The 24,574-nt window shown below is 68.0% G+C and carries 23 protein-coding genes; 13 read left to right on the forward strand and 10 right to left on the reverse strand.

Features of this window, described 5'->3' with window-relative positions; all coding sequences use genetic code 11:
* Positions 1-6 precede the first annotated feature (6 nt).
* On the reverse strand, positions 7-1,317 hold the full coding sequence (locus CXZ05_RS05525) for an ABC transporter substrate-binding protein (protein WP_102971627.1): 1,311 nt from the start codon (positions 1,315-1,317) through the stop codon (positions 7-9).
* Between the two features lie 185 nt (positions 1,318-1,502).
* On the reverse strand, positions 1,503-3,500 hold the full coding sequence (gene acs, locus CXZ05_RS05530; protein WP_102971895.1) for an acetate--CoA ligase: 1,998 nt from the start codon (positions 3,498-3,500) through the stop codon (positions 1,503-1,505).
* A 403-nt stretch (positions 3,501-3,903) separates the two neighbouring features.
* Between acs and CXZ05_RS05535 the strand changes: the two genes are divergently transcribed.
* The 3 genes from CXZ05_RS05535 to CXZ05_RS05545 all read left to right on the forward strand — a co-directional run bounded on the left by CXZ05_RS05535 (position 3,904) and on the right by CXZ05_RS05545 (position 7,064).
* Positions 3,904-5,424 (forward strand): MFS transporter, encoded by a 1,521-nt coding sequence (locus CXZ05_RS05535; protein WP_102971628.1) that lies wholly within the window; start codon positions 3,904-3,906, stop codon positions 5,422-5,424.
* Between the two features lie 114 nt (positions 5,425-5,538).
* A complete protein-coding gene (nth, locus tag CXZ05_RS05540) occupies positions 5,539-6,390 on the forward strand; it encodes an endonuclease III (protein ID WP_258006460.1) in 852 nt (283 codons plus the stop codon).
* On the forward strand, positions 6,387-7,064 hold the full coding sequence (locus tag CXZ05_RS05545) for a CoA pyrophosphatase (RefSeq protein WP_102971629.1): 678 nt from the start codon (positions 6,387-6,389) through the stop codon (positions 7,062-7,064). Before nth ends, CXZ05_RS05545 begins: the two co-directional genes overlap by 4 nt.
* A gap of 58 nt (positions 7,065-7,122) precedes the next feature.
* Here CXZ05_RS05545 and CXZ05_RS05550 read toward each other — a convergent pair whose 3' ends face one another.
* Both CXZ05_RS05550 and CXZ05_RS05555 read right to left on the reverse strand, forming a co-directional pair.
* Positions 7,123-7,257 (reverse strand): DUF1508 domain-containing protein, encoded by a 135-nt coding sequence (locus tag CXZ05_RS05550; protein WP_308410992.1) that lies wholly within the window; start codon positions 7,255-7,257, stop codon positions 7,123-7,125.
* A gap of 396 nt (positions 7,258-7,653) precedes the next feature.
* Positions 7,654-9,477, reverse strand: coding sequence for a bifunctional 3'-5' exonuclease/DNA polymerase (locus CXZ05_RS05555; RefSeq protein ID WP_102971630.1), 1,824 nt, complete (start codon positions 9,475-9,477; stop codon positions 7,654-7,656).
* A gap of 247 nt (positions 9,478-9,724) precedes the next feature.
* Between CXZ05_RS05555 and ssd the strand changes: the two genes are divergently transcribed.
* The 7 genes from ssd to CXZ05_RS05590 all read left to right on the forward strand — a co-directional run bounded on the left by ssd (position 9,725) and on the right by CXZ05_RS05590 (position 15,595).
* Positions 9,725-11,035, forward strand: coding sequence for a septum site-determining protein Ssd (ssd, locus tag CXZ05_RS05560; protein ID WP_374754625.1), 1,311 nt, complete (start codon positions 9,725-9,727; stop codon positions 11,033-11,035).
* Complete coding sequence (locus CXZ05_RS05565; RefSeq protein ID WP_258006461.1) at positions 11,032-12,555, forward strand: TadA family conjugal transfer-associated ATPase; 1,524 nt, start codon at positions 11,032-11,034, stop codon at positions 12,553-12,555. Before ssd ends, CXZ05_RS05565 begins: the two co-directional genes overlap by 4 nt.
* Positions 12,552-13,355, forward strand: a complete 804-nt coding sequence (locus tag CXZ05_RS05570) for a hypothetical protein (protein WP_102971632.1) — start codon at positions 12,552-12,554, stop codon at positions 13,353-13,355. Before CXZ05_RS05565 ends, CXZ05_RS05570 begins: the two co-directional genes overlap by 4 nt.
* 43 nt (positions 13,356-13,398) lie before the next feature.
* On the forward strand, positions 13,399-14,013 hold the full coding sequence (locus CXZ05_RS05575; RefSeq protein WP_102971633.1) for a type II secretion system F family protein: 615 nt from the start codon (positions 13,399-13,401) through the stop codon (positions 14,011-14,013).
* 342 nt (positions 14,014-14,355) lie between these two features.
* Positions 14,356-14,643 carry a DUF4244 domain-containing protein gene (locus CXZ05_RS05580; protein WP_102971634.1) on the forward strand — a complete coding sequence of 96 codons (288 nt, stop codon included), beginning with the start codon at positions 14,356-14,358 and terminating at the stop codon, positions 14,641-14,643.
* Complete coding sequence (locus CXZ05_RS05585; protein WP_308410993.1) at positions 14,640-15,182, forward strand: TadE family type IV pilus minor pilin; 543 nt, start codon at positions 14,640-14,642, stop codon at positions 15,180-15,182. The genes CXZ05_RS05580 and CXZ05_RS05585 overlap by 4 nt, the downstream gene beginning before the upstream one ends.
* Before the next feature lie 62 nt (positions 15,183-15,244).
* Positions 15,245-15,595: an Rv3654c family TadE-like protein gene (locus tag CXZ05_RS05590; protein ID WP_102971636.1), complete on the forward strand. Its 351-nt coding sequence runs from the start codon at positions 15,245-15,247 to the stop codon at positions 15,593-15,595.
* 38 nt (positions 15,596-15,633) lie between these two features.
* Here CXZ05_RS05590 and CXZ05_RS05595 read toward each other — a convergent pair whose 3' ends face one another.
* Both CXZ05_RS05595 and CXZ05_RS05600 read right to left on the reverse strand, forming a co-directional pair.
* Entirely contained in the window at positions 15,634-18,030 is a 2,397-nt protein-coding gene (locus CXZ05_RS05595; RefSeq protein ID WP_102971637.1) for a DEAD/DEAH box helicase, read from the reverse strand.
* Positions 18,031-18,135: 105 nt separating this feature from the next.
* Positions 18,136-18,828, reverse strand: a complete 693-nt coding sequence (locus tag CXZ05_RS05600) for a GNAT family N-acetyltransferase (RefSeq protein WP_102971638.1) — start codon at positions 18,826-18,828, stop codon at positions 18,136-18,138.
* A gap of 124 nt (positions 18,829-18,952) precedes the next feature.
* On the opposite strand from CXZ05_RS05600, the gene CXZ05_RS05605 reads away from it, so the two are divergent.
* Positions 18,953-19,846 (forward strand): rhodanese-related sulfurtransferase, encoded by an 894-nt coding sequence (locus tag CXZ05_RS05605; protein WP_102971639.1) that lies wholly within the window; start codon positions 18,953-18,955, stop codon positions 19,844-19,846.
* A gap of 29 nt (positions 19,847-19,875) precedes the next feature.
* Here CXZ05_RS05605 and CXZ05_RS05610 read toward each other — a convergent pair whose 3' ends face one another.
* The 3 genes from CXZ05_RS05610 to CXZ05_RS05620 all read right to left on the reverse strand — a co-directional run bounded on the left by CXZ05_RS05610 (position 19,876) and on the right by CXZ05_RS05620 (position 21,607).
* The gene (locus CXZ05_RS05610) at positions 19,876-20,442 is read right to left on the reverse strand and encodes a hypothetical protein (RefSeq protein WP_102971640.1); all 567 of its coding nucleotides are present in this window, start codon (positions 20,440-20,442) and stop codon (positions 19,876-19,878) included.
* Positions 20,443-20,559: 117 nt separating this feature from the next.
* Positions 20,560-21,003 carry a hypothetical protein gene (locus tag CXZ05_RS05615; protein WP_102971641.1) on the reverse strand — a complete coding sequence of 148 codons (444 nt, stop codon included), beginning with the start codon at positions 21,001-21,003 and terminating at the stop codon, positions 20,560-20,562.
* Positions 21,004-21,013: 10 nt separating this feature from the next.
* Positions 21,014-21,607 (reverse strand): hypothetical protein, encoded by a 594-nt coding sequence (locus tag CXZ05_RS05620; protein ID WP_102971642.1) that lies wholly within the window; start codon positions 21,605-21,607, stop codon positions 21,014-21,016.
* An 88-nt stretch (positions 21,608-21,695) separates the two neighbouring features.
* Here CXZ05_RS05620 and CXZ05_RS05625 point away from each other — a divergent pair, with 88 nt between their 5' ends.
* Positions 21,696-23,303 (forward strand): methyltransferase, encoded by a 1,608-nt coding sequence (locus CXZ05_RS05625; RefSeq protein ID WP_102971643.1) that lies wholly within the window; start codon positions 21,696-21,698, stop codon positions 23,301-23,303.
* A 37-nt stretch (positions 23,304-23,340) separates the two neighbouring features.
* On the opposite strand, the gene CXZ05_RS05630 is transcribed toward CXZ05_RS05625, so the two are convergent.
* Positions 23,341-23,655: a hypothetical protein gene (locus tag CXZ05_RS05630; protein WP_146033056.1), complete on the reverse strand. Its 315-nt coding sequence runs from the start codon at positions 23,653-23,655 to the stop codon at positions 23,341-23,343.
* 185 nt (positions 23,656-23,840) lie between these two features.
* Between CXZ05_RS05630 and CXZ05_RS05635 the strand changes: the two genes are divergently transcribed.
* Positions 23,841-24,509 (forward strand): helix-turn-helix transcriptional regulator, encoded by a 669-nt coding sequence (locus CXZ05_RS05635; protein WP_102971645.1) that lies wholly within the window; start codon positions 23,841-23,843, stop codon positions 24,507-24,509.
* The last annotated feature ends 65 nt before the right edge of the window (positions 24,510-24,574 follow it).

A 24,574-nucleotide genomic window follows, 5' to 3' on the forward strand; every position in this document is an offset into this window, starting at 1 on the left:
GGACTGCTACTGGGCCGCGTACAGTGTCTTGGCCTGCGCCTCAAGATTCTTGACGTCCATCTTGCCGTCCTTGAGGAAGGTCTGCAGGGCCGGGATCATGACGTTGTTGGCCATGGCGGGCAGGGCGTCACGGTCGAAGAACTGGCTGATCGACTTCGCCTGCGCGATGGTGTCCGCGCATTTCTTGTTCAGCGGCGTGAACTTGGAAGTGTCCGCGCCCTTGGCCGTGACGATGTTGGAGGCGTCCACCGAGGCATAGGCGTCCTGGCCCTCGGGGGTGCCGATGAATTCCATGAACTGGTGCGCGGCCGCGTTCCCGCCGCCTTTGGTGGACAGCAGCAGCCCGTCGATGGGTGCCTCCACCGCATCCCGCCCCTCGGTAGCGATCTCCGGGAACGCGAAGAAATCGATGTCCTTCAAGACCGCCGGATCGGTGAACTGCTGCGTGACGAACGAGCCGAGCAGGTACATGCCTGTCTTTTTGGCAGCCAGCGCCCTTGCCGCGTCCTGCCAGGTCTGGCCTAGTGCCGCAGGATCCTGGAAGGGCAGCAGGGCGGACCAGGTGTCGAAGACGTCTGTCACCTTCTTCTGGTCCCAGGACTCCTTGTGGGCACATAGATCCACGTGGAATTGGTAGCCGTTGAGGCGCATGTTGATGTAGTCGAACGTGCCCATGGCGGGCCAGCCGTCCTTGTCCGCAAAACCGATCGGGATGATGCCGTCGGCCTTCATCCTGGCCGCCAGGACCTTAAGGGCGTCGAAGGTTTCCGGCACCTCGTAACCCTTATCGGCCCACACGCTCTTCCGGTAGAAGAAACCCCACGGATAGTTGTAATTGGGGACGAAGTACATCTTCCCGTCCGGGCCGGTGGACGCCTTCTTCAGGGCGTCCGAGAAGTTGCTCCCGATCTTGGCCCAGACGTCATCAACGGGTGCCAGAAGCCCCTTGCTGGCATAGAACTGCATCCTGTAGCCGGCGAACCAGGTAAAGGCGTCGTCCGGCGAGCCCTGCAGGTAGGAGTTGATCTTGTTCTGGAAATCGTTGTGCGGCACCACGTTGGTGCGGACCGTCTTGCCCGTCTTCTGGGTGAAGGCATCGGTGACTGCCTGGTACGCCTTCTTGGGAACTTCGTCGGAGGAACCTGAACCGAACGACAGGCCGGAGGATTCCGAGCCTCCGGCGGACGGTCCGCTGCCTCCGGTGCACGCCGTCAACAGGGGCACGCCCGCCAGGCCGGCGGCACTCACGCCAATAGTTTTGAGGAATGTCCGCCGGACCGGCCCGGCGCTGGTGGACGCTTCCGGATGCGCTGCCATGATCTCTCCCGGGATGGAGTCTTGTGACATCTGTCACATATCACTGACTATAACCTCGCAAAAGGGAACAGGAAAGATCGATAAATAACACCTTGGGGTTCGGTCCGTGGGACCCCGGCAGGACAGCAAAAAGCAGGGCCCGCCCGGCGCTGAACCGCGCTCCGGACAGGCCCTGCCTGGCTCCGCTACTTCTTCAGGGATGCGGCGATCTGCTGCATGACGGTGTTGTCGGCGAGGGTGGTGGCGTCTCCGACGTCGCGTCCTTCGGCGACGTCCTTGAGGAGGCGGCGCATGATCTTGCCGGAGCGGGTCTTGGGCAGTTCGGGCACCACCAGGATGGTCTTGGGCTTGGCGATCGGGCCGATTTCCTTGCCCACATGGTTGCGGAGGTCCTGGACGATCTCGTCCCCGGAGTCCACGGCATCGCCGCGGAGGATAACGAATGCGACGACGGCCTGGCCGGTGGTTTCGTCGGTGGCGCCCACGACGGCGGCCTCGGCCACGGCCGGGTGGCTCACCAGGGCGGACTCGATTTCCGTCGTGGAGAGCCGGTGTCCGGAGACGTTCATGACGTCGTCCACCCGGCCCAAAAGCCAGACGTCGCCGTCCTCGTCCTTCTTGGCGCCGTCGCCGGCGAAGTACATGGTTTCGAAGCGGGACCAGTAGGTGTCTTTGAACCGTTCCGGGTCTCCCCAGATGCCGCGCAGCATCGCCGGCCACGGTTCGCGGATCACCAGGAAGCCGCCGTGCCCGTCCGGCACCGAGGCGCCGTTCTCGTCCACGACGTCCACGGCGATGCCGGGCAGCGGCACCTGCGCGGAGCCGGGCTTGGTGGCGGTCACGCCGGGCAGCGGGGCGATCATCTGGGCGCCGGTTTCGGTCTGCCACCACGTGTCCACGATCGGGGCTTTGTTGCCGCCGATGACGTCGCGGTACCACATCCAGGCCTCGGGGTTGATGGGTTCGCCCACGGAGCCCAGGACCCGGATGGAGGAGAGGTCGTACTTGTCCGGGATGTCCCGGCCCCACTTCATGAACGTGCGGATCGCGGTGGGGGCGGTGTAGAGGATGGAGACCTTGTACTTTTCCACGATCTCCCACCAGCGGCCCTGGTGCGGGGAGTCCGGGGTGCCTTCGTACATGACCTGGGTGGCGCCGTTGATGAGCGGGGCGTAGGCGACGTACGAGTGCCCGGTGACCCAGCCGACGTCGGCCGTGCACCAGTACACGTCCGTTTCGGGGTGCAGGTCAAAGACCGCCTTGTGCGTGTAGGCGGTCTGGGTGAGGAACCCGCCAGTGGTGTGCAGGATGCCCTTGGGCTTTCCGGTGGTGCCCGAGGTGTAGAGGATGAACAGCGGGTGTTCGGAGTCGTGCCCGACGGCGGTGTGCTCGGCGGATGCTGTCCCGACGGTGTCCGCCCACCAGTGGTCCCGGCCCTCGCGCCAGTCCACGTCCTGGCCGTTGCGTTTGACCACCACGACGTTCTGCACGGTGTGGCCCTCCTGCTCGAGGGCGGCGTCGACTGCGGTTTTCAGCGCGCTGGGCTTGCCCCTCCGGTAGGTGCCGTCCGCGGTGACCACAAGCTTGGCTTCGGCGTCCTCGATCCGGGACCTGAGCGCGTCGGCGGAGAACCCGCCGAACACCACCGAGTGCACCGCGCCGATCCGGGCGCAGGCCAGCAGCGTGATGACCGCTTCGGGGATCATCGGCAGGTAGACGGCCACCCGGTCGCCCTTGGCCACGCCCAGGGACTCGAAGGCGTTGGCGGCCTTCTTCACCTCGTCGGTGAGTTCCGCGTAGGTGTAGGAGCGGGAATCGCCCGGCTCGCCCTCGAAGTAGATGGCTACCCGGTCGCCCAGGCCGTTCTCCACGTGCCGGTCCAGCGCGTTGTAGGCCGCGTTGACCTCACCGCCCACGAACCACTTCGCAAACGGCGGGTTGGACCAGTCAAGGGCCTCGGTGAAGTCCTTGTTCCAGGTCAGCAGTTCGCGGGCCTGCTTGGCCCAGAACGCGGGCCGGTCGGCTGCTGCCTCTGCGTAGACGTCGGCGCCCACGACGGCGTTGGCGGCGAACTCCTCGGAAGGGGCAAACTTGCGGTTCTCATGCAGCAGGTTTTCAAGGGCATCGCCCTGCTGGCTGGGGGTGGCAGAGGTGGCCGTCGAGCCGGGGGTGTCCTGGGACATGGTGAACCTCATCATTCATCGATCTTTCCTGCGCGGTGCGCCGGTCCAGGCCATTGCCCCGCCGCTGCACGGCGTCGGGCAACGGCCCGTCACGGATAAACCGCAAAGAGCTGTTCCGAGACCAGACTAGCGCGTCAGGCATCCGCGCGTGGGCGGCGTCACATGAGGAGCCGTGAGCGGTGCCCATTTAGCGGTGAATGGTTCTTTGGGAGACCTGTGCCGCTTCTGTGAGCGCGTCGCACCGCGGCCAGTCAGCTAGTGAAGCACCCTCCACTTGGCTAGGCTGAGATGGACTCGTGACAGGGGCCGGAGGCAGCCAGACCGCTTGTGGTCAGGCTCCGGCCGTAGGGCGGAACCACGCAGCGGACACCCGTCCGGGCGCCGCCACGCTAAGGAGAACAGAATGAATCAGCAAAGCCAGCCCCAGCAGGGCTCGGCCCAGCCGGGCCAAGGCCAGGTACCGCTTGGGGCGGGACCGTCCGGGCGGCCGGAAGCGCACACTGCGGCCCCGAATTTCATGAAGCAGCAGGGTGTGCGGAATGAGGCCGTTGCCGGACCTTTCACCGTCCGGGACCTGACCGTCTTCGCGGCCACCCTAGTCCTCTTTATCGCATCACTGATTCCCATGTTCGCTGTGCGCTACAACCTGTGGAACCTCGGAAGCCTGTTCTTCCTGGGGCTCGGCGTGGTGCTGCCGCTCATTGTTGCGGCGTTGTTTGTGGCCCGCCGGCTTGCCCCCGAAACTAAGGTCCGCATCGGATCCCTCTCGGTGGACCAGTTCGGTTCTGTGGTGGCCTCGTTTGCGGTGGCCTTCTTCTTCCTGTCCGTTGCCGGCGCCTACGCGCCCAGCCTGCTCGTGGGCCTGATCGGCTCCCTCGTGCTGCTGGGCGCCACAGTGCTGGCCCGGTTCATCCCGTTCTTCGCCGGCGACTTCCTGGGCCGCCCCGACGTCCCGGCCCACATCATGGCGCGTGACTCGGCCGTTCCCGTGCGCAAGCCTAAAGCGCCGAAGGAACCGAAGGCTGCCTCTTCTACGCCGGCCGCTGCCACGCCCGGTGCTGCTTCTTCCACTAAGGGCGCTGTTTCGGCGGGTGCGGTGGCTGGCAGCGCAGTGGCCGGCGGTGCTGCGCCTAAGGGTCCTGAATCCCGCGGTCCTGTATCCCACGGTGCGACGGCGGTCGGCCAGCCGGGGCACGGTGCAGCCCAGGCCGCAACCGCTGCTGCCGGTGCCGGAACCGCTGGTGCCGGAGCCGCCGGCGCAGCGCCGGCCACGGGGATGTGGCCCGCCGCTAACGTGGCGAGCAGTGCCGCAGCGTCGCCGGAAACGGGACAGGCCGCCGTCGTGCCCTCCGCGCAGACCGCTGACGCCGCCGTTCAGGCGGGCACAGTACCGTCCGCCAAAGCTGACGCGGCCGCCGCGCAGCGGGCCGCCGCGGAGGCCGAGCAGACCCAACTGGACGGAGCCACGGCCGCCCCGGCGGCTGCCGAAGGAGCTCCGGCAGTGGAAGCGGCGGCCACGGAGGCGCCCGCAGCGGAAGCCCCGGTCACGGAGGGCAAGTCCGACGCTGCCGTGCGTGAAGCTGCGGAAGAGGCCGCGCGGGCTGCCTCGGCCACGCCTGCCACCGCCGTCCACCCGAGGGTGGACGTGCAGCAGCAGGTGCGGTCGCAGGAACCGATCGGTGCCACCGTCGACCCGGCAAGCCGGCCGGAGGAGTCCGAACATGAGCAGGTCCACGAGGCCTTCTGGTTCGCCGTGGCCCAGCACCGCACTGCCGTTGATGAGCGCACCGGCGCGCCGCTGTTCGGTATCGAACCCGGAGGCTGGGTTCTGGCACTGGAGGACCGCGGGGACGAATTCCTGGTCCAGCACACGGACGGCCGGGTGGGCGTCCTGCGCGATCTCAGCAACATCGAGCGCGGCTAGCCGGCCGCCGTGGCCGATTCCGCTTCGCGCCGGCGCGGCACGCCGGACATGCCGGCGGCACCTGCTTCCGGTGAGGCTCCGGCGGACATGCCTGCCGGGGAGGTTCCCGCTGACATGCCCGGGGGCCCTCCCTCGGATACCCTCCCCGCCGAAAGCGGGCCTGCGGCCAGCCCGCCGGCCCGCTCCGGCGAGTCGCCCCTGGCCCTGAAGCGCCGGGCGCGCAGGATCAACCGGGCCCTCGCCGAGCAGTACCCGTACGCTCACGCCGAGCTCGACTTCCGGAACCCCTTCGAGCTCCTCGTGGCCACGGTGCTCTCCGCGCAGACCACGGACGTGACGGTCAACCTGATCACGCCGAGGCTCTTCTCCCGCTTTCCCGACGCCCGCGCCATGGCGGAAGCGGACACCGCGGAGCTGGAAGCGATCATCAAGCCGACGGGTTTTTTCCGCGCCAAGACGCGGAACCTCCTCGCGCTGGCCAACCGGGTGGTGGACGAGTACGACGGCGTGGTGCCCGGGCGGCTGGAAGACCTGGTGACGCTGCCGGGCGTCGGACGGAAAACTGCGAACGTGGTGCTGGGCAATGCGTTCGGCATTCCCGGAATCACGGTGGACACCCACTTCGGCCGCCTGGCCCGGCGCTTCGGCTGGACCGACTCGGACGACCCGGTCCGGATAGAGTCCGACGTGGCGGAACTGTTTGAGCCCAGGGACTGGACCATGCTGTCCCACCGGGTGGTCTTTCATGGCCGGAGGGTGTGCCATGCCCGCAAGCCGGCCTGTGGGGCGTGCGCCGTGGCCAACTGGTGCCCCAGCTTTGGTTCGGGCGAGACGAACCCCGCCAAGGCTGCGAAACTGCTCAAGTACGAACTGGCGCCCGGAAGCGAGGAGCTTTTGGCCAGGCTGCGGGCCGAGACCCACCGCGCCGCCGAGATCCGGATGGAATCGCAGCGGAGGACTTCATGACGGCACGCCAGGACCTGGTGGACCTCGTTGAATCAATCAGGGCGGGCACGGGTCCTGCCCGGAATCCCTATTGGCGCAAGCTGACCGTTGACGAGTCCGTTGCCCGCAAGGCGGCCGTCCTGATCCTTTTCGGCGCCCTGGACGATGTGCCTGCAGCCTCCGGCAAGCCGCTCGTTGCTGCCGACTTGGACGTCCTGCTCCTGGAACGCGCCCACACCCTCGATGACCATCCAGGCCAGGTGGCCTTTCCCGGCGGCGGCATCCACCTGGGGGAGACTCCTGTGGAGGCCGCGCTTCGGGAAGCGGAGGAGGAAACCGGCGTGGATCCGTCAGGCGTCGAAGTGCTGGGTGCCCTGCCGGAACTGGCCCTCCCGCGCGGAAACTTTCTGGTGACCCCGGTCCTGGCCTGGTGGGCCTCGCCGTCGCCGGTCCGGGTGGTGGACTACGGAGAGTCCGCCCAGGTCTTCCGGGTGCCGGTCCGCGACCTGCTGGACCCCGAGAACCGCACCATGGCTGCCGTGACCCGCATGAACCAGACCTTCCAGAGCCCGGCCTTCAATGTGAACAGCCTGGTGGTCTGGGGTTTCACGGGCATGATCCTGAACGAACTGTTCGACCAGCTCGGCTGGGCTGTCCCCTGGGACAGGACCAGGCTTCACCCGCTGGACCTGTAGGCGGTACTGCTGGCTGGCAGTACCGCGGCCGGTGTTTCGGCCGGCTATCCTGCCAGTGTCAGTGCTGCGATTTCCGCAGATCCACCACCAGGCCGGTGGCGGCGTTTTCGCGCAATGCGTTGATGCCGGCAACTACTCCCGAGACGCTCTTGAACCGCGGCGACTCTGCCACGATGTTTCCGTCCCCATCCATGAGACGGAATTTGTAAGACTGATCGCTGTCCTGGTGAACTTCAAACTTGCCCGCCATTGGCGTGGAAACCCCCTGCTGATGCTTCGTTGCACGTGCCGGGCCAACTTATTGCCACTGCCCGGCCACCATAGACCTTAGTGGTCCACACCACACGAAGCGAACTACTGGCCGGTACATTACTCAGTACAAGCGCATGTTCCCTCTGTGGCGGATGTGACTTTTGCTTCTGGTGGGAAGGGACTACTCTCCTGCCGCCACACGGCCGTACGCGCCAGGCGGTGCCGTCCTGGGGCACTTTGGCGGTCCCGCCGTCGTGAATTACGACGGCGGCCGGCGCGTCGGGTGCCAAGTGCCCCATCCCGGGTTGGCCGCTTCTCCGGGCCTGGGTGTCTGCGGCTACTTCGCGTTGTCGTAGGAGTCGACGACGGCCACGCTCACCGGGAACTCGACCGGAATGGGGCCGAAGAGCAGCTCCTTGGCGGCGTTGGCTGCTTCTTCGATGGCCCGGATGCAGGCGTCCACGGCGGCGTCCGGGGCGTGGACCATGACCTCGTCGTGCAGGAAAAACACGAGTTCCCCGGTTGCTGAACCGTCGGCACGCATGGTGCGTAGCCGCCGTCGTAATTCAGCCAGCCAGCAGGCGGCCCAGTCGGCAGCCGAACCTTGCACGACGAAGTTGCGCGTGAAACGTCCGCGGGAACGCGCGATGGAGTCCGCGCGGCGCTGCTCCTCCGCCGAGGTGGACCGCTGGCTGAGGAACCACCGTTCCGACGGCGGCGGGCTGCTGCGACCCAGACGCGAGGTGACTGTCCTGCCGGCTTCGCCGTCCCGGGCCGCCCGCTCGACGAAGCCCACCGCACGCGGATAGGTCTTGGCCAGCTGCGGCATCAGGCGGCCTGCCTCGCCGGAGGTGGCCCCGTACATCGCACCCAGCAGGGCCATCTTCGTCTTGGCCCGATCGCCGCCGAAGCCCTTGGCAGCGATGCCCGCGTAGAGATCCTGGTCCCGGGCGGCCTCGGCCATGGTGGAATCCTGCGCGAGGGCGGCGAGAACACGGGGCTCCAGCTGGGATGCGTCGGCCACGATGAGCTTGTGCCCCGGGTCTGCGTGCACGGCGCCCCGGACCTGGCGCGGGATCTGCAGTGCCCCGCCCCCGCGTGACGCCCAGCGGCCCGACACCACTCCGCCCACCACGTATTCGGGCCGGAACCGGCCGTGCCGCACCCAGGCGTCCAGCCAAGCCCAGCCGTTGGCGGTGTGCAGCCGTGACAGTTTCTTGTAGGCCAGCAGGGGCGTGATGGCCGGATGGCTGGATCCCTTCAGCTCCCATTGCCGGGTTGATTTCACCTCGATGCCGTTGCGGTGCAGGGCGCGCATCAGCTCCTGCGGCGAATCCGGATTCAGTGACGGCGCGTTCAGCAGGCCCCGGAGTTCGGTGTTCAGGGCCTCGAGTTTGGCGGGGCGGTGGCCAAGCGGCGGCCGCGGGCCCAGGTGCTCGGCCAGGATGTGCTCGTGCAGCTCCTCCCGCCAGGGCACGCCGGCATGCTGCATCTCGGCCGCGACCAGGGCGCTGGCCGATTCGGCGGCGAGGAGGAGCTGGAGCCGCTGCTTCCGGTTGCCGTCACCCGCGGCGTCTGCTCCTGCGGCGGCCGGTCCTGCGGCCGGTCCTGCGGCTGCTGCGAGGGCCTCCTGCTGGACCGCATATTCCGCGCGCAGCTCGGCCAGGGTCTGCCGCGGTTGGGTTGCCGTGTCCGGGGCGTCGAAGAGGGCGCCCTGGTCCGCGGGCGGAGGGGGCGGCTGGAGCATCCGGGGCGGCTGCAGCTCGTCGTCCTGGGTGAGTTTCTCGGCGTTTTTGGCGTACGTCGTGTGGGCCGTGAACTCGGAATGGGCCAGGATGGCGCCGCACAGCGAGAGGTCGTAGCAGCGTTCCACGTCCACGCCCGCCGCCAGCAGCGCCGGGTACCAGTCCTGGGTGCGGTGCCAGATCCAGCGCGGGCGCCGCTTCTCGAGCTCGCGTACGACGGCGGCGAGCCCGTTGCCGTTGCCTGGTGCGGTTGGGGGTGCGGTCTGGGACGCCGCGGGTGGGCGGGCTTCCTGGTGGGCTCCCGTCGGGGTCAGCCGGACGATCCGTGGTTGCGGATTGGCGGGGTGGGGGAGACCCGCCGCCGTGAGTTCCTGGATGGCTGCGCCGTCGGGGTGGGCGGCGAGCAACAGATACATATGTCCAATTCTGCCTTGCTGCCACGCTGCCTTGCTGCCTTGCTGCCACTCTGTCTGGCGTCGTGGCCAGCCTCCCGTGCCCCACCGGATTGTCCGCAAGGTCCCGCCGCTCCTGTCCTTTGCCGTAAGTCCTCTGCCTCTTGTCCCCCACGGGAGGTGGGCTTTCCTCACTTGAGGCGGCGGCCGGTTTTCCACATACACTCATTCGTCTCTGACGGGCGGCCGGTCCTTTGGGCACAGTTGCTGCATGAGCACGCACCACGCCCGGAACCGGCGACTCCCATCAGACCCGGACACTGTGCTGCCGGGCACTGTGCCGCCGGAAGCCAAGCCGCCCGGTACTGCGGCGCCTGGTGCCGGCGGTCCTTGGGCAGATCCGGTGGGCGGTTTCCCGGATGGACCCTCACCGGCGCCTCGGAGCAGCCGGCGGCCGGCGGCCCAGCCCAGGCCGGCGCTGGTGGGGCCACTGACCGGTTCTGAACCCGGAACCTGGCTCCCCGGTGACGGCGGTGACGTCCTGCTCGTCACGGGCTTTGAGTTCCTGCGGGGGGAAGTGGAGCGGATTGTCGCGGCCGCCGGCGGACGGCTCCGGGTGGTCGACGACGTGGCGGAGGCCGCGCCATTCTGGGATTCCGCCGCCGACGTCCTGGTCGGCAGCGATGTCCGTGAACTGCCGCCCCGGCGCCGTGCCCCGGCCGTTCTCGTCGGGCTGAGCGGGGAAGGCGATACCCTCTGGCACCTGGGCGCTGCCTTGGGGGCACAACGGGTAGCCGTTCTTCCCGACGCCGCCGCGTGGCTGGCCGAGTACCTCAGCCGGTCACGTTCACCGGAGGCCGGAGGCCTGGTGCTCGGCATCACCGGGGGCTGCGGAGGGGCAGGTGCCACCACCGCGGCGGCGTGGCTCGCGCAGGCCGCAGCTGAACTCGGTGCCCGGGTCTTGCTCGTCGACGCCGATCCTTGGGGCGGCGGACTGGAACTGGCCCTGGCCGCGGAGGAATCTCCAGGTCTCCGCTGGCCGGACCTGGCCGACGCCAGTGGCAGCATTGACCCGCAGCAGCTCGCGGACGCCTTACCCGTCGCTGGCGGGTTCTCATTTCTGTCCTGGCCCGGAAGCAGGGAACGGCCGCCGCTCGTGGACCCGGTTACGGTTGGAAACGTCCTCGACGCCGCACGGCGGGGCTACGAGGTGGTGATTGTCGATATCGGCCGCAACGCCGAGCCGCTGCGCACGTTCGCCTGGGACTGCGACCGCCTCCTCGTCGTCGTACCGGCACAGCTGAAGGCTGCAGTCGCCGCCGCCCGGCTGCTGCAGGAGCTTCCGCCGGTGGAGTCGGCCCTGGTCATCAGGGGAAAGGCCGGGGTTGCTCTGGATGCCGCGCTGGTCGCCGAATCCGTGGGGCTCCCCCTGCACGGAGTGATGCCCGAAGTTCGGGGGACGGCCTCGGCCACCGAGCTGGGCCGCCTGCTCGACCAGGGCAGGCGGAAGAATGTCCGGCGTTTCGCCTCGTCGGTGCTGGGCCTCCTCGCCGGCGACCTGCAGGCCGGGGAGCTCCGGTGAGTGCTCATCTGGGAGTGCCCGGGCCCGGCGCCGATACCGGCGGCCGCGCCGCCCCAGGGTTTCCGGGTGTACCTGCCTCCCGCGCCGCGCTCGCGGAGACTGCCGGCCGCCGTCGTGCCGCCCGGGTCCTGGACGCCGGGCTTCTCGAAACCGTCCGCGAGTCGGTCATGGCCGACGCCGGGCCGGTGACCCCGTCGCGGGTGGCGGCCGCGGTGCAGGCCACCGGGAAGCTGCTCGGCACAGCCGGTTCCCTCGCCGCCGCTGAACGCATCAGCGCTGAGCTCAATGGCCTCGGGCCGCTGCAGCACCTGGTCAGGGACCCGTCTGTCACCGACATCTTCGTGAACGCCCCGGACTCCGTCTGGCTGGACAGGGGCCGCGGCATCGAACGGACATCCGTGACCTTCGCGGGGGAAGCCCAGCTCAGGGCCCTTGCCGCCAGGCTGGTGGCATCGGGCGGCAGGCGGCTGGACGACGGATCGCCATGCGTGGATGTGCGGCTCGAGGGCGGCTACCGGGTCCATGCCGTCCTGCCGCCCATCTCGGCGGCTGGCACACTGCTCAGCATCAGGATCCGGCGGGAACAGGTCTTCACCATGGACGAGCTCCGGGACGGGGGCATGTTTGGGCCGCTGGTTCAATGCGTTCTGGAACGCATGGTGGAGCAGCGGCTGAGCTTCCTGGTCAGTGGAGCCACCGGCTCCGGAAAAACGACCCTCCTGTCCACGCTGCTGGGGCTCTGCCATCCGGGGGAGCGGCTGGTCCTGATTGAGGATGCCTCAGAGCTGAACCCGGTGCACCCGCACGTGGTCTCGCTGGAGTCGCGGCACGGCAACCTCGAGGGAGGCGGCGCCGTGGACCTCGGCGAACTCGTTCGCCAGGCCCTGAGGATGCGTCCGGACCGCCTGATTGTGGGAGAGTGCCGGGGTGCCGAGGTGCGTGAGCTCCTGACGGCCATGAACACGGGCCACACCGGAGGCGGCGGCACCATCCACGCCAACGCCGCCGGCGCGGTTCCGGCCCGGCTCACCGCTCTCGGAGCCCTGGCTGGGCTTGGGCAGGATGCGGTCCGGCTGCAGGTGGCCAGTGCCCTTGACGTGGTGGTGCATGTGGCCAGGTCGCGTCATGGACGTTACGTCGCGTGCATCGGCGTCCTGGCTGAGCGGGCAGGTGGCCTCGACGTCGCCGTGGCCTTGGACCATTCGGCCGCCGGCCCGGTTCCCGGGCCGGCGTGGGAAATCCTAGCCAAGCGCCTGGCCCTTGATCCGGGCTTAGCCCTGAATCCGCGCCTTGCCCTGGATGCAGGCACTGTCCCCGCAGCAAGCGGTGCCTCCGACGCTGGCCACGTACGCGGCTCCATCCCTGCCAGCGACTCCGACCCCGCCCCCAATGCCCGCTTGGCAGGGCCCGCGGCTTTCGGTCCGGCGCAGTCGCCGCCGCGTGCGGAAGCAGTCTCATCGGGTCAGGACCGTCCGGGAATCACGGGTGAAAAACGCGGAGCCCGCAGGGCAGCAGCATGACCGCGGTCTTTGTTGGCGTACTGGCCCTTGCGGCGTGGCTGCTCCTGAGCGCGTCGCGTGGGCCACTTCGGCGGGCACGCAGCACCTTCGGCCCGCGTGGCGCAACCGGCGGCCGTGTCCGCCGCAGCGGCGGACCTGGCACGACGGGCCGGGGCGGGTTGGGCCTCGCCCGGGGCCGCCGCAAGGAGACCGCCGTGTCCCTAACGGTAGTGGCTCAGCAGCTGGCTGCCCTGCTGAAGGGTGGTCGGTCTCCTTCGCGCCTGTGGGATGAACTGTGGCAGCTCTACGTGGAGCAGGGGTCCGCGGATGACGACGCCCGCCAACCACGGCTCAGCGCCGGATCGGCAGCAGTACTGTCAGCCGCCCGGGGAGCGGCCCTGCGGGGAGCACCGGTGGCGGACGCAATACGATCAGCAGGTCTGCCCTCGCGTCCTGGAGTCGGTGGCCGAGAGCCGCGGATCTGGGCTGAGCTGGCAGCCTGCTTCGACATAGCAGCCGCCAGCGGCTGCCCGCTGGCTGACGTCCTGACGCGCTTCGCGGCTCAGCTGGAGGTTGAGGACGACGCTGAAGCAGCCCGGCAGACGGCGCTTGCCGGACCGAAGGCGACGGTGGCACTGCTGACCTGGCTCCCCCTGCTGGGACTGGGACTGGGTGTCTGCCTAGGCGTGGACCCGCTGGCGATGTTGCTGGGCACGCCGTTCGGGCTGGCTGCGCTGGTCGCGGGCATCGGACTGACCGTTGCTGGCCGCATTTGGTCCGCGCGGCTCGTCCGGGCAGCGGCCGGCGAGGCTGCGCCATGAAGACCAGCCACCCGGGCCGCCGCTGCATGACCGGACCGGGCCAATGAGCGGATCGGTTCTGGCGGCTGCCCTTATCTCCCTGGCACTCGCTGCCGCCGCAGGCCTGGCTTTCAGTCGAACCGCTCACGGGAGATCAGGCCTCCTCCGCCAGCGCGGCGGGGCGGCGGGCAACGGCATTGCGGATAAGGACGAGGACTCTCAGCATCGGGCAGCGCAGTCCCCAGGATTGCGCGATGTCGCCATGATGCTCGAACTGATTGCCGCCATGCTCCATGCAGGTGCGGGTATCGGACGAGCCCTGGAACTGGTGGCCGCCGCGGCCGCACCCGAGTACGGCCGCGCCCTGCGGCCGGTCGTGGGAGCCATGGCCATTGGCGCCGACTGGGAGACGGCCTGGCGGAGTTCAGACGTGCGCTCGCCGGAGATACTCGCACTGCGGGATGCCTTGGGCTTCGCCGCGCTGACTGGTGCGCCGTCATCGTCCATCCTTTATGCCCAGGCCGCCAGAATGAGGCGGGAACGCTTCCGGGCCGCGGAGAAGCGCGCGGCCTCCCTTGGAGTCAAGCTGGTGGTTCCGCTGGGGCTATGTTCACTGCCGGCCTTCATATGCCTCGGAGTCGTTCCAGTGCTGCTCGCCCTGGTCCCTTCGGGCAGCTGAGTCCCCTCAGGCAGCTGAGTCTTTTCGCGCAGCGAAGCACGGTTGGTGCGTGAGGCCGCGCCGCAATCTCTTGCGCTTTTTTCCCCGTCAAGCTGACGCCACAAACCGTTTTGCACTGCCACGTATGTAGCGCTGCCATGCATTACCGCTCCCTCGTATTTCGACGTTGCCGCCCGGGCAGACTGCCCGTGCGGCCGCCGCGGATACACAGGTACTCTCCCTCCACATGCGGCCGATCTGCCCGCTTTTCCACTTAGGGAAGGTCAAGTCTTACCGGTCCGGGCGGCGGACGGGAGAGTCGAATGCACCGGCAACTCGCCGGGACTCCAGAAAGGAAAATTCATGTCCCTCAACCACCACACCTCGGGTGAAGCTGCCCGGCCCTTGCACCAGGAATCCGAAGATGCCGATGTGCTGGAGATCTACCCGGGAGCCAGCATGGCACCACGGGTGAAGCCAGGGCCACGCAGGCGTCTCATGGGCTCGGAAGCCGGCATGGCGACTGCCGAATATGCCATCGCCACGCTGGCGGCGGTAGGCTTCGCCGGGATCCTGGTGTTCATCCTGCGAAGCGACGAAGTCCGTGGCTTCCTGCTCAACCTGATCCGTACGGCGCTGGCCCTGCCGTGACACCCGCTCCGCAGACCCCGGAGACGGCCGGACTTGTGTCCTGCCGGCAGCACAGGAACGCAACAGAAGATGAGGCCGGCAGCCGCGGACAGGGGAAGGCCAGCGCCGCCCAGAGCGACGACGGGAACAGCCGCGGTGCGGTGACCGCTGAGTTTGCGGTCGCTCTTCCGGCGGTCCTGCTGCTTCTGGCGATGCTGCTGGCGGGGTCTGCGGCGGGGATCACCCAGCTGAGGCTGGAGGATGCGGCGCGGGCTGGCGCCAGGGCCCTCGCCAGGGGCGAGGACCCCGCCGCCGTCGACGGTATTGTGCGGAAGCTGGCAGGTCCTTCGGCGTCGTCGGCAGTGATGCCCGGCGGCGAATGGATGAGCGTCACAGTGTCCGACCGGGCGGCGGGACCCGTGGGACGCATGGTGCCTTGGACTCTGACCGCCAGGGCCGAGGCGCGCAGCGAAACGGCAGCATCGGCCCCGCCTCCGGGGACGGTGCGGGCGGCACCGGCCGGGCTTGGTCACGGCGTTCCTGCCGGGCGGCCCCTGTGAACCGGCGGCACAAACAGCCCCTTGAGCAGCACCAACGGCCCCTTGGGCGGCTCAGGAATCGGGTGCTGGGAGTCGGCTCCGAACGCGGATCAGGCACTGTGCTGGCGGCGGGGCTCGGCATGGTGGTTGTCATGGTCATGTCCCTGCTCCTGCTGCTGGCGCAGGCGTCGGCAGCAGCGTCCAGGGCCGCCGCCGCGGCCGACCTCGCCGCGTTGGCCGCGGCTGACGCGCTCCGCGGTGTTTCAGCGGGGGAGCCCTGCCTCGTGGCTGCCGCGGTGGCTGCCCGCCACAAAGCAACGCTCACCAGCTGCACCGCGGGAGGCGACCAGTCCGTCGAAGTCAGCACAGAGCTGCCTGCCGGGCCCCTCCTGGGCGTCGCCACCGGCCGTGCCAGGGCGGGACCGCCGCCCTGACAGAGGCGCTGTTCGCCACCCGGACCGTGTTCGTTTCCCTAGACCGCGTTCGGCGCCGCCGCGTCCGCCCTGGATTCCTGTGGCGCTGCCGCGTCCCGCGCGTCCTTCAGCAGGACATCAATCAGCGTGACGGCTGCGTCCTTGTCCAACGGGTTGTTTTTGTTGCCGCATTTCGGCGACTGGACACAGGAGGGGCATCCGGATTCGCACTCGCAGGCCTCGATCGCGTCCCGCGTGGCCGACAGCCACACCTTGGCTTTCTCGAAGCCCCGCTCGGCAAAGCCAGCGCCGCCTGGGTGCCCGTCGTACACGAAAATGGTCGGCACACCGGTGTCGGCATGGATTGCCGTCGAAACCCCGCCGATGTCCCAGCGGTCGCTCGAGGCAACCAGCGGCAGCAGTCCGATGGCGGCGTGCTCGGCCGCGTGAAGGGCTCCCGGGAACTGCGCTTCGATGAGTCCGGCGCCTGTGAGCGACCGGTTCTCCACCACAAACCACACGGCCTTCGTAAACAGGTCCCTGGCTCCCAGTTCGAGGGGTTCCTCGCCCAGGACTTCGTTGGATATCAGGGCCTTCCGCTGAAAGGAGACCACTTGCGTTGTGACCTTGACGTCCCCGAAGTGCACCGCAACATCACCCCACTGTTCCGTCCGCTGGGTCTCGAGCACCTCGATCTGCGTGATGTCCCGGGCAGTCGTGTAGTAGTCGGGGTTGGCCCGGCGTACCACCACGCAGTGATCGTCCTCGTTCAGGTCCTCCACCACGTAGCTGGCGCCCTGGTGGACGTACACGGCCCCCGTGTGGGCCTGGTAGTGCGTCTGCGGCGAATCCATGGTTCCCAGCAGCGAACCCGTGTCGGCATCCACGATGCTCACCGGCCCGCCGCCGTCGGCCCGCAGGTTCACCATGGCGGCCGCGCTTTGCGGGTGGGTCCAGAACCAGCCGGCCGGGCGCCGCCGCAGGTACCCCTGTGCCACCAGCTGCCCGAGGAGTTTCTCGGCTGTGGCTCCGAACAACGGCAGCTCGGCCACGCCGAGCGGGAGCTCAGCCGCCGCGGCACAGAGGTGCGGCCCCAGTACATAGGGGTTGGACGGATCAAACACAGTCGCCTCAACGGACACATCGAAGATGGCTTCCGGATGATTGACCAGGTAAGTGTCCAGCGGATCATCGCTGGCCACGAAGGTGGCAATGGCGTCCTGTCCGGCGCGGCCCGCCCGGCCGATCTGCTGGAAAAGGGAGGCCCTGGTGCCGGGCCAGCCCGCCACCAGCACGGCGTCGAGCCCTGAGATGTCGATGCCCAGTTCGAGGGCCGAAGTACTCGAAATGCCCAGCAACTGCCCGGTCCGCAACGCCCTTTCCAAGGCTCGGCGTTCCTCCGGGAGGTATCCGGAGCGGTAGGCCGCCACCCGTTGCGGCAGGCTTGGGTCGACTTCGTCCAGGAGCCGCTTGGTGATGGAAGAGATGGTTTCGGCGCCGCGCCTGGACTTGATGAAGGCGATGGTCCGGACCCGAGACGAGACAAGGTTCGCGAGAAGGTCGGCGGTCTCGGCCACTGCGGTCCGGCGTTCCTTGGCCCCGTTTTCGCCGCGCACTTCGCTGAGCGCGGGTTCCCAGAACGCCACTGTCGTGGACCCGTGCGGCGATGAGTCTTCCGAGACTGCCTGGACGGGGGCGCCAATGAGCCGGCCAAAGGACTTTTCCGGTTCGGAAGCGGTGGCGGACGCCGCGATGAACACCGGTCCGGCGGAGCTGCCATCGGCCGCGTAGTAAGCGCAGATGCGCCGCAGCCGGCGCATCAGGTTGGCCACGTGGGAGCCGAAGACACCACGGTAGCTGTGCGCCTCGTCCACGATCACGTAGCGCAGGCGGCGGAAGAACCCCGCCCACCAGGCATGGTTCGGCAGGATGCCGAAGTGCAACATGTCGGGGTTAGCCAGAATGAAGTTCGCGTGGTCGCGGATCCAGCGGCGGGAGGCCTGGTCGGTGTCGCCGTCGTAGGTTTCAGCCCGGACGGTAGGCAGGTTCAGGGACCGGATCGCCGCGAGCTGGTCAGCAGCCAGGGCCTTGGTGGGGGAGAGGTAGAGCGTCACCGCGCCGTCGTCGTGGATTTTTCCGGGGTCCGACAGGACGCGTAGCTCGGACCGGTGAATCGCATCCAGCGCCGGCAGTTGGTAGGCCAGGGATTTCCCGGACGCCGTCCCGGTTGCAATCACGACGTGTCCGCCGCCGTGGGCAATGTCCGCCGCCCGGATCTGATGCCGGTAGGGCTGATGGATGCCGAGTTTGCCGTAGGCCGCGACAAGGTCCGGGTGTGCCCAGGCCGGCCACGGTTCGTGCACGGCGTTGCGGGCCGGAATGGTCCGCACATGCCGAAGCTGCTCCGGGTCCGGGCCACGGCCCAGCAACGGAATCAGCGAGTCATGGGGGTTCACCCCAACATTGTTTCATCCGGGCAAAAATCGCCGGCACGGAACGGCGAACGGCGCAGACGAGCCGCCCGCTACGGAACCCGGTATGGAGGACGATGCGGCGGAGGGTCAGACCACGGAGAGGTCGGAGCCCTCATCGGAAGCGGAGAGCATCAGGACGTGGCACACCGAGGACCAGCCCAGATGTGAATACAGCTTCTGCCCGTCCAGGGATGCCAGCAGGAGACCGTCCTCCACATCGTGCGAAAACGCCTGCGCTGCCAGCGCCTTCATGATGAAGCTGCCCAGGCCCCGGCGCTGGAAGGAGGGTTCGGTGACGATCTTGTCGAACACCGCGGTGCCGTTGATGACCACCACGCGGCCGCTCACGGCCAGCGTGTCGCCGGATCGTACTTCGGCAAAGTGGACACCGTCAGACTCCCACGTTTTCAGGGACAGATCGTCGTCCGAAAGCCACGGGTCCTCTGAGTCCTGGGTTTCCATGTCCACCACCATCATGGTCTGGGACGCTGATGTGGCGTTGAGTTTGTGTTGTTCAGCCAGGAGTTTGTAGCGTCCCACATCATTGGTCAGGATGGTCAGGACCCGCTTGGGGGCCTCGGCAGTCTTTGCCGCCAGGTCCGCGAACTCGGCGTCCGTAGGATCAGAGGCGAAGTATTCCCAGTCCCCGGTCGTGTCCGCGCGCAGGGCGGCGGGGAACCGTCCCTCGGTACGCGTCTCATAGCCCCGGCAACCAGCCCAACCGGCTACCCAGACTTCAAGCAGATGAGTGATGTCTCCAACCATGGCTTCTGGCGTCATGTGATGAGAGTATTCCAGCGCTGTCATAAGCAACAGGGCTTGGGCGCTTGCTTATGCAATTGTGATAGGAGGCTCTTCCCGGGTCCGAATCCGTCCCCGGCGGCCACCAAGTACCCTTAAATACGTGGCTTTGAACCGAATCGTACTCTTTTACGGCTTTACTCCCATTGCGGACCCGGACGCTGTTCGGCTCTGGCAGCGTGCCCTGTGCGAAAAGCTGGGCCTGACCGGACGGATCATCATCTCCAAGGACGGCATCAACGCCACCGTCGGCGGGGAGATCGGGGCCGTCAAGCAGTACGTGAAAACCACCCGTGAATACCGGGGCTTCCACGGTATCGACGTCAAGTGGTCCGACGGCGGTGCGGAGGACTTCCCCCGCCTGAGCGTCAAGGTCCGCGACGAGATCGTCTCGTTCGGTGCGCCCGGCGAACTGAAGGTGGACGAAAACGGCGTCCGGGGAGGCGGGACCCATCTGCAGCCCGAGGAACTCCACGAACTCGTCGACGCGAGGAAGGCCAGCGGCCAGGACGTCGTGTTCTTTGACGGCCGCAACGCCTTTGAAGCACAGATCGGCAAGTTCAAGGACGCCGTCGTCCCTGACGTCGCCACCACCCACGACTTCATCACCGAGCTCGACTCCGGCAAGTACGACCATCTCAAGGACCAGCCCGTCGTCACGTACTGCACGGGAGGCATCCGCTGCGAGGTGCTGTCCAGCCTCATGGTGAACCGCGGCTTCAAAGAGGTGTACCAGTTGGACGGCGGCATCGTGCGCTACGGTGAAAAGTTCAAGGACCAGGGCCTCTGGGAAGGCTCCCTGTACGTCTTCGACAAGCGCATGCACCTCGAATTCAGCGAGGATGCCAAGACCATCGGCGAGTGCGTCCGGTGCCAGGCGCCCACGAGCAAGTTCGAGAACTGCTCGAACCCGAGCTGCCGCACGCTCACCCTGTACTGCGCCACGTGTGCGGCCGACCCGGAGACGCTGCGCTGCCCGGACGGCTGCGCCGCCTGAACTGCAGGGACCTCGGTAAAGCCGGTGCGTCAGATCCGGCTGATCCGGTAGGCGAAATTGGCGTCCGAGCGCGCCTCTACCGTCACCCGAAGCACGGAGTCCTTGGACAGGTGCACCACATTTACGCGGGAGGTGCCGCAACGGAGGCTCAGGTCAACCAGGGCGAACTCGGCGTCGCGGACTGTGAATGAGACCCGGCGCTCGCTCCGGCAGGCGAGAGTGAGGGAGTACGTGCCGCTCGGCAGCTGGCTGGTGGACTCCGTCTTGCTGTGTCCCCTTTCAACGCTGCCGTAGTTCGTATTGAAAACCTGTCCCTCGGCGTCAGGCATGACTTCCTTCGCCCATTCGGTGAGCTCCTCGCCCGACACCGGCACGTTCTCCAGGGGATCACGCGGCAACACGGGATCCGTCACCACGGGGCCGGCATCATCCGGAAGTTCGCCCCGGCCGTCGTCGTAGCTGTATTCACAGCCGCCCAGGACGGCTGCCACCAGCACAAAGAAAAGCACGACGGCGGCTGCCGGCGCCCGCAGCCAAAGCGTGCGTCGCGACCGCCCCAGGAAACGATGCGCGGAGGCCATCCGCACCGTGGGCATACCCCGACTTTAGGCCTGCAGGAGGCGCCGGTACAGATGGCAATCCCGGGAAAAATTCTCCCTGGCTGTCCCGGAGCTGCGGGATCCATGCGGCCCCGCCGCCAATGGGGTCCCGGATTAGCGCGCCGGAACCAGGTGGTAGGCGTACAGGAGCGGCGCGTCCACGCTGGAGGTGCTGATCTCCATTCGCCCGGCCTTCGGTACCGTGATCGATGCGGTTTCGAGGCTGCCGTTGCAGGCCGCTCCGGCTTCCGCCAGTTCCCTGCCGGCGAGCGTAACCGCGAAGAACGCCTTCCCGCCGCCGTCGCAGGTAATGGTCAGCGTGTAGTCGCCCGCCGGAACGCTGGCCGCCGTCTGGATGATCCGGTCCCGGTTGAGGATCTTGCCGGCGTCCTCCAGCACTGCCTGGCCGTCGGAGGGCAGCGCGGTGGCCCGCCACTGCGGAACATCGGCATTTTCGATCGACACCACAGGGGAGCAGGCAGCAACTGCCAGAACCATGACGGCGGACGCGGCCGCCCTGCTCAGGGCACGGGAAATCAGAGGAGAACGGTCAGGCATGACTTCAAACTTACCCGTTTGAGGTGCTGCTGGTTTCCGATCCCCTCCTCCCGCTCCGCCGCGAGGCCACAAAAGAGACAAGTCTGTCTGCCTCAGCCAGCACTTTGGCCACGCCTGCGGAGGTCACCAGCACCTGCTTGCCCCGGGACTCCAAGCTCACGGGGATGACCGTGGTCCGCGCCGCGGTGCCGGGCGGTACCGCAGTTTCGTGGTGTGGGGGCTGCGGTTCCGGCCGCTGCCGTTCCGTGGGTTGGGTTTTCGCAGCCTCGCGCCTGGCACTCTCCTCGGACAGGGTCAGGGCATCGATCTTGGCGCCACCGATCTTGTCCAGCATCTCGTAGTCCTCGTCAGTGCACAGGTCACTGGCCGCAAGGTGCTTCAGTGCGACCAGGCCCACGATTGCTCTGCTGAAATCGCGGTCCATGGCAAGGTCGATGGCCCACTGGGTCCGCTTCCACCACTGGTCTCGCCGGTCCGCCCCGCGGCGCTGCGCGAGTGTGCGCCAGGCGATCCAGCCGGCAATGACGGCGGCCAGCAGCGGGGCGAACGCCGCCGCGTACCGCAGCCAATCGGGATCGGCCGCCACGGCCTGGGTTGCGAGCATGGCCCAACTGTAGCTTCAGGCGCCGACAATAATCAGGCGCGGACGGTAGTGATGACAGTGGAAATAGACTTGGCCGGTGACCGAACCAATGCACTTCACCGCCGGCAACACTCCCGACGCACCGCGCAGCGACCTGCCCGACCTCCTGCAGGCGCTGGCCTCAGACCTCCGCGGGGTGGGCTACACCCTCGAGGGTGTAGCGGACCTGCTGGGGGACTCCGCGTACGCGGCCCTGAACCGGGATCAGCTCATCCCGGCGCTGATCGCGACTGAAGCAGCAGCCGCCGGCGGGCCGCGCACCGCAGCGCTGGCCGCCGTCGTGCGTTTCTGGCTTTTGGCCGTTCCGCAGGAAGTGGAGGTGCTCGACGGCGCGCTGCCCAGGACCCGCGCCGAAGGCCTGGCGGCGCTTGGACTGGCGAAAATCACGGGGAGCGAGGTGGCCGCCGACGCTGACCTGCGCCCCTACGGCTGGGAGTCGGTCGGGAATGGCGGCGTCGAAATCTGGGTGGCCAGCGACCTCGCCGCGCACCAGCGGCCCGGCGTCCTCCGGCACGACCACGTCCTGGGCATCGGGCAGGCATCCACCACCCTTGTCCAGACCACCATCCGCCGCCCTGCCGAAAGAGCACTGGACCTGGGCACCGGCTGTGGCATCCAGACCTTCCATCTCCTGCAGCACAGCGGCCACGTCACCGCCACTGACATCTCGGAGCGTGCCCTCGCATTCACGCGTTTCAACCTCCTGCTCAACGCCGAAGCCCTGGCCATTGATCCGGCGCGGCCGGAAGATCGGGTGAGCCTGCGGCTCGGTTCGCTCCTCGAGCCTGTTGCCGGCGAGGTTTTTGACCTCGTCGTGTCCAATCCGCCCTTCGTCATCACACCGCGCACCGCGGGGGAGGCCGCGGCCGACCAGTTCACCTACCGCGACGGCGGCCTGCCGGGGGACGACATCGTCGCGTCGCTCATCCGCTCCCTGCCCGAGGTGCTAGCCCCGGGCGGAACGGCCCAGCTTTTGGGCAACTGGGAGATACCGGAGGGTGCGGCGTGGGATGAGCGGCCGCAAAGCTGGGCCGGTCGGGACACGGACGCGTGGTTCATCCAGCGCGAACAGGTGGGGCCGGAGCAGTACGCCGAGACCTGGCTGCAGGACGCCTCGGAAAGCCGGGACCGCCGGCACTACCAGGAGGCCTATGCCGCGTACCTGGCGGACTTCGCGTCGCGGAATGTCGGCGGGATCGGCTTCGGCATGGTCTTCCTGCGCCGGCCGGCAGGTGAGCGGCGGATCCGCCGGTTCGAGGAGATCACCTATCCGATTGAACAGCCTGTCGGGCCCCATCTGGGGGCGGCGGTGGAGCGGGCCGACTGGCTGGCGGCCCACGACGTGACGGCGGCGCACCTTCTGGTGGCCGAGGACGTCACCGAGGAGCGCCACCAGCGCCCCGGGGCCGAACACCCCGGCGTCATCCTGCTGCGCCAGGGAGCTGGCCTCCGCCGCACCAACCTGCTGAGCACCGAACTGGCGGGCTTTGTCTCCGCGTGCGACGGCGACCTGACGGCCGGGCAGATTATCGGCGCCCTTGAGGCGCTGCTGGGCGGGATGGAGGGGTTCGACGGCGATGCCTTCCGCAGCGGCCTGCTGACCGACGTGGCCAATCTGGTCCGGGACGGATTCCTGCTGCCTGTTTCTCCGGACTGAAGGGAGCGCGCAGGCGCTCTCAGTTAAGCAGGCGCATTCAGTTAATCAGTGCGCGGCCCATCCCCGGCGCAGGGACGTCGATGGTGAAGCCGCACATGCAGCGGTAGGTCACGGCGTCGGCGGCCCCCACGGCCTTCATGGAGCGGATCAGGCGCTGGCCGTCCACCCGAATGGCCATCTCCAAAGAGAATTCCTGATCCAGACGCTTCATGGACCGGCGGCAGTGCCGCGGGGTGCCCGTTGCCGCCAGCAGGGAGCTGTCGGTGGCCGTGCCCGCGTCCAGGCTTGAGCCTGTCCGTTCTCCGGCGGACGGGGCTGCCGGCATCAAAGTGTCTTCGTCGAGGGTAATCATGGTCATCCTTTGGGCTTCTCACGGGGCTGCCAACACTGGCGGCCCCGCCGCGAACTGCTTGCGGGAGGTCTGTTTACGCCTGTAAGCAAAGCATGCTTAGTATTTCCGGGGCAAGCCGACCGGGCCGGGGCCGCGGATATCAAGCATTTCTTTCACAGCTCCCTGGTGCTGCGTAAACTGATGAAGTGAGTACTGACACGCCGTCCCCGGGACCGGCGCCGGAAGCCGCGCCGCGTCGCAGGAGCCGGCCGGAAAAGAAGGTGGAAATCACTGACCCCAAGGCGATCCGGGCCCTGGCCCATGCCGCCCGCCTGGAGGTTATCTCCGAGCTGTACTCCACGCAGTCCAGCCGTACGGCCACGGAACTTGCCCAGCAGACCGGGCTCACCCCCAGTGCGATGAGCTACCACCTGCGGGCACTGCAGAAGTGGGGCATCGTGGTCCCCGCCGAGGCATCGGCCGACGCCCGTGAACGCCGGTGGAAGGCGGCGGGCACGGACTTTGCGATCAACTCCGGCGGGGCGGTGGCCGGTCCGGACTTCGCGGTGATCGACCTCGAACTGGACGCATTCCGGCGCCGCGCCAGCTCCTATGCCCGGGCCCGCGACGAACAGCGCAAGCGCGGTGAGTCCGCCGAGCCGGCGTCGGCTGTGCTGCTCGCCAACAACCTTCTTTATCTGACCGCCGAGCAGCGCAGTGAACTGACGGAAAGGGTCTTTGAGCTGCTCCGGGACTACGAGCTGGAGGATCCCAACTGCATTCCACCGGGCGCCGAGCGGATCGCCACACTGTGGTCAATGATTCCGGACGACCGCACCCTGCCAGGGGCCTCCGGCGGCCGCGGCAGCACCTGACAGGCGCGGCGGACGGGCGCGTGCCGGCCTGCAGGGACCGGCCCGGGCGGTGGGCAGCCACGGCC

Source organism: Arthrobacter sp. AFG20 (assembly GCF_002892795.1).
Classification (GTDB): Bacteria; Actinomycetota; Actinomycetes; order Actinomycetales; family Micrococcaceae; genus Arthrobacter.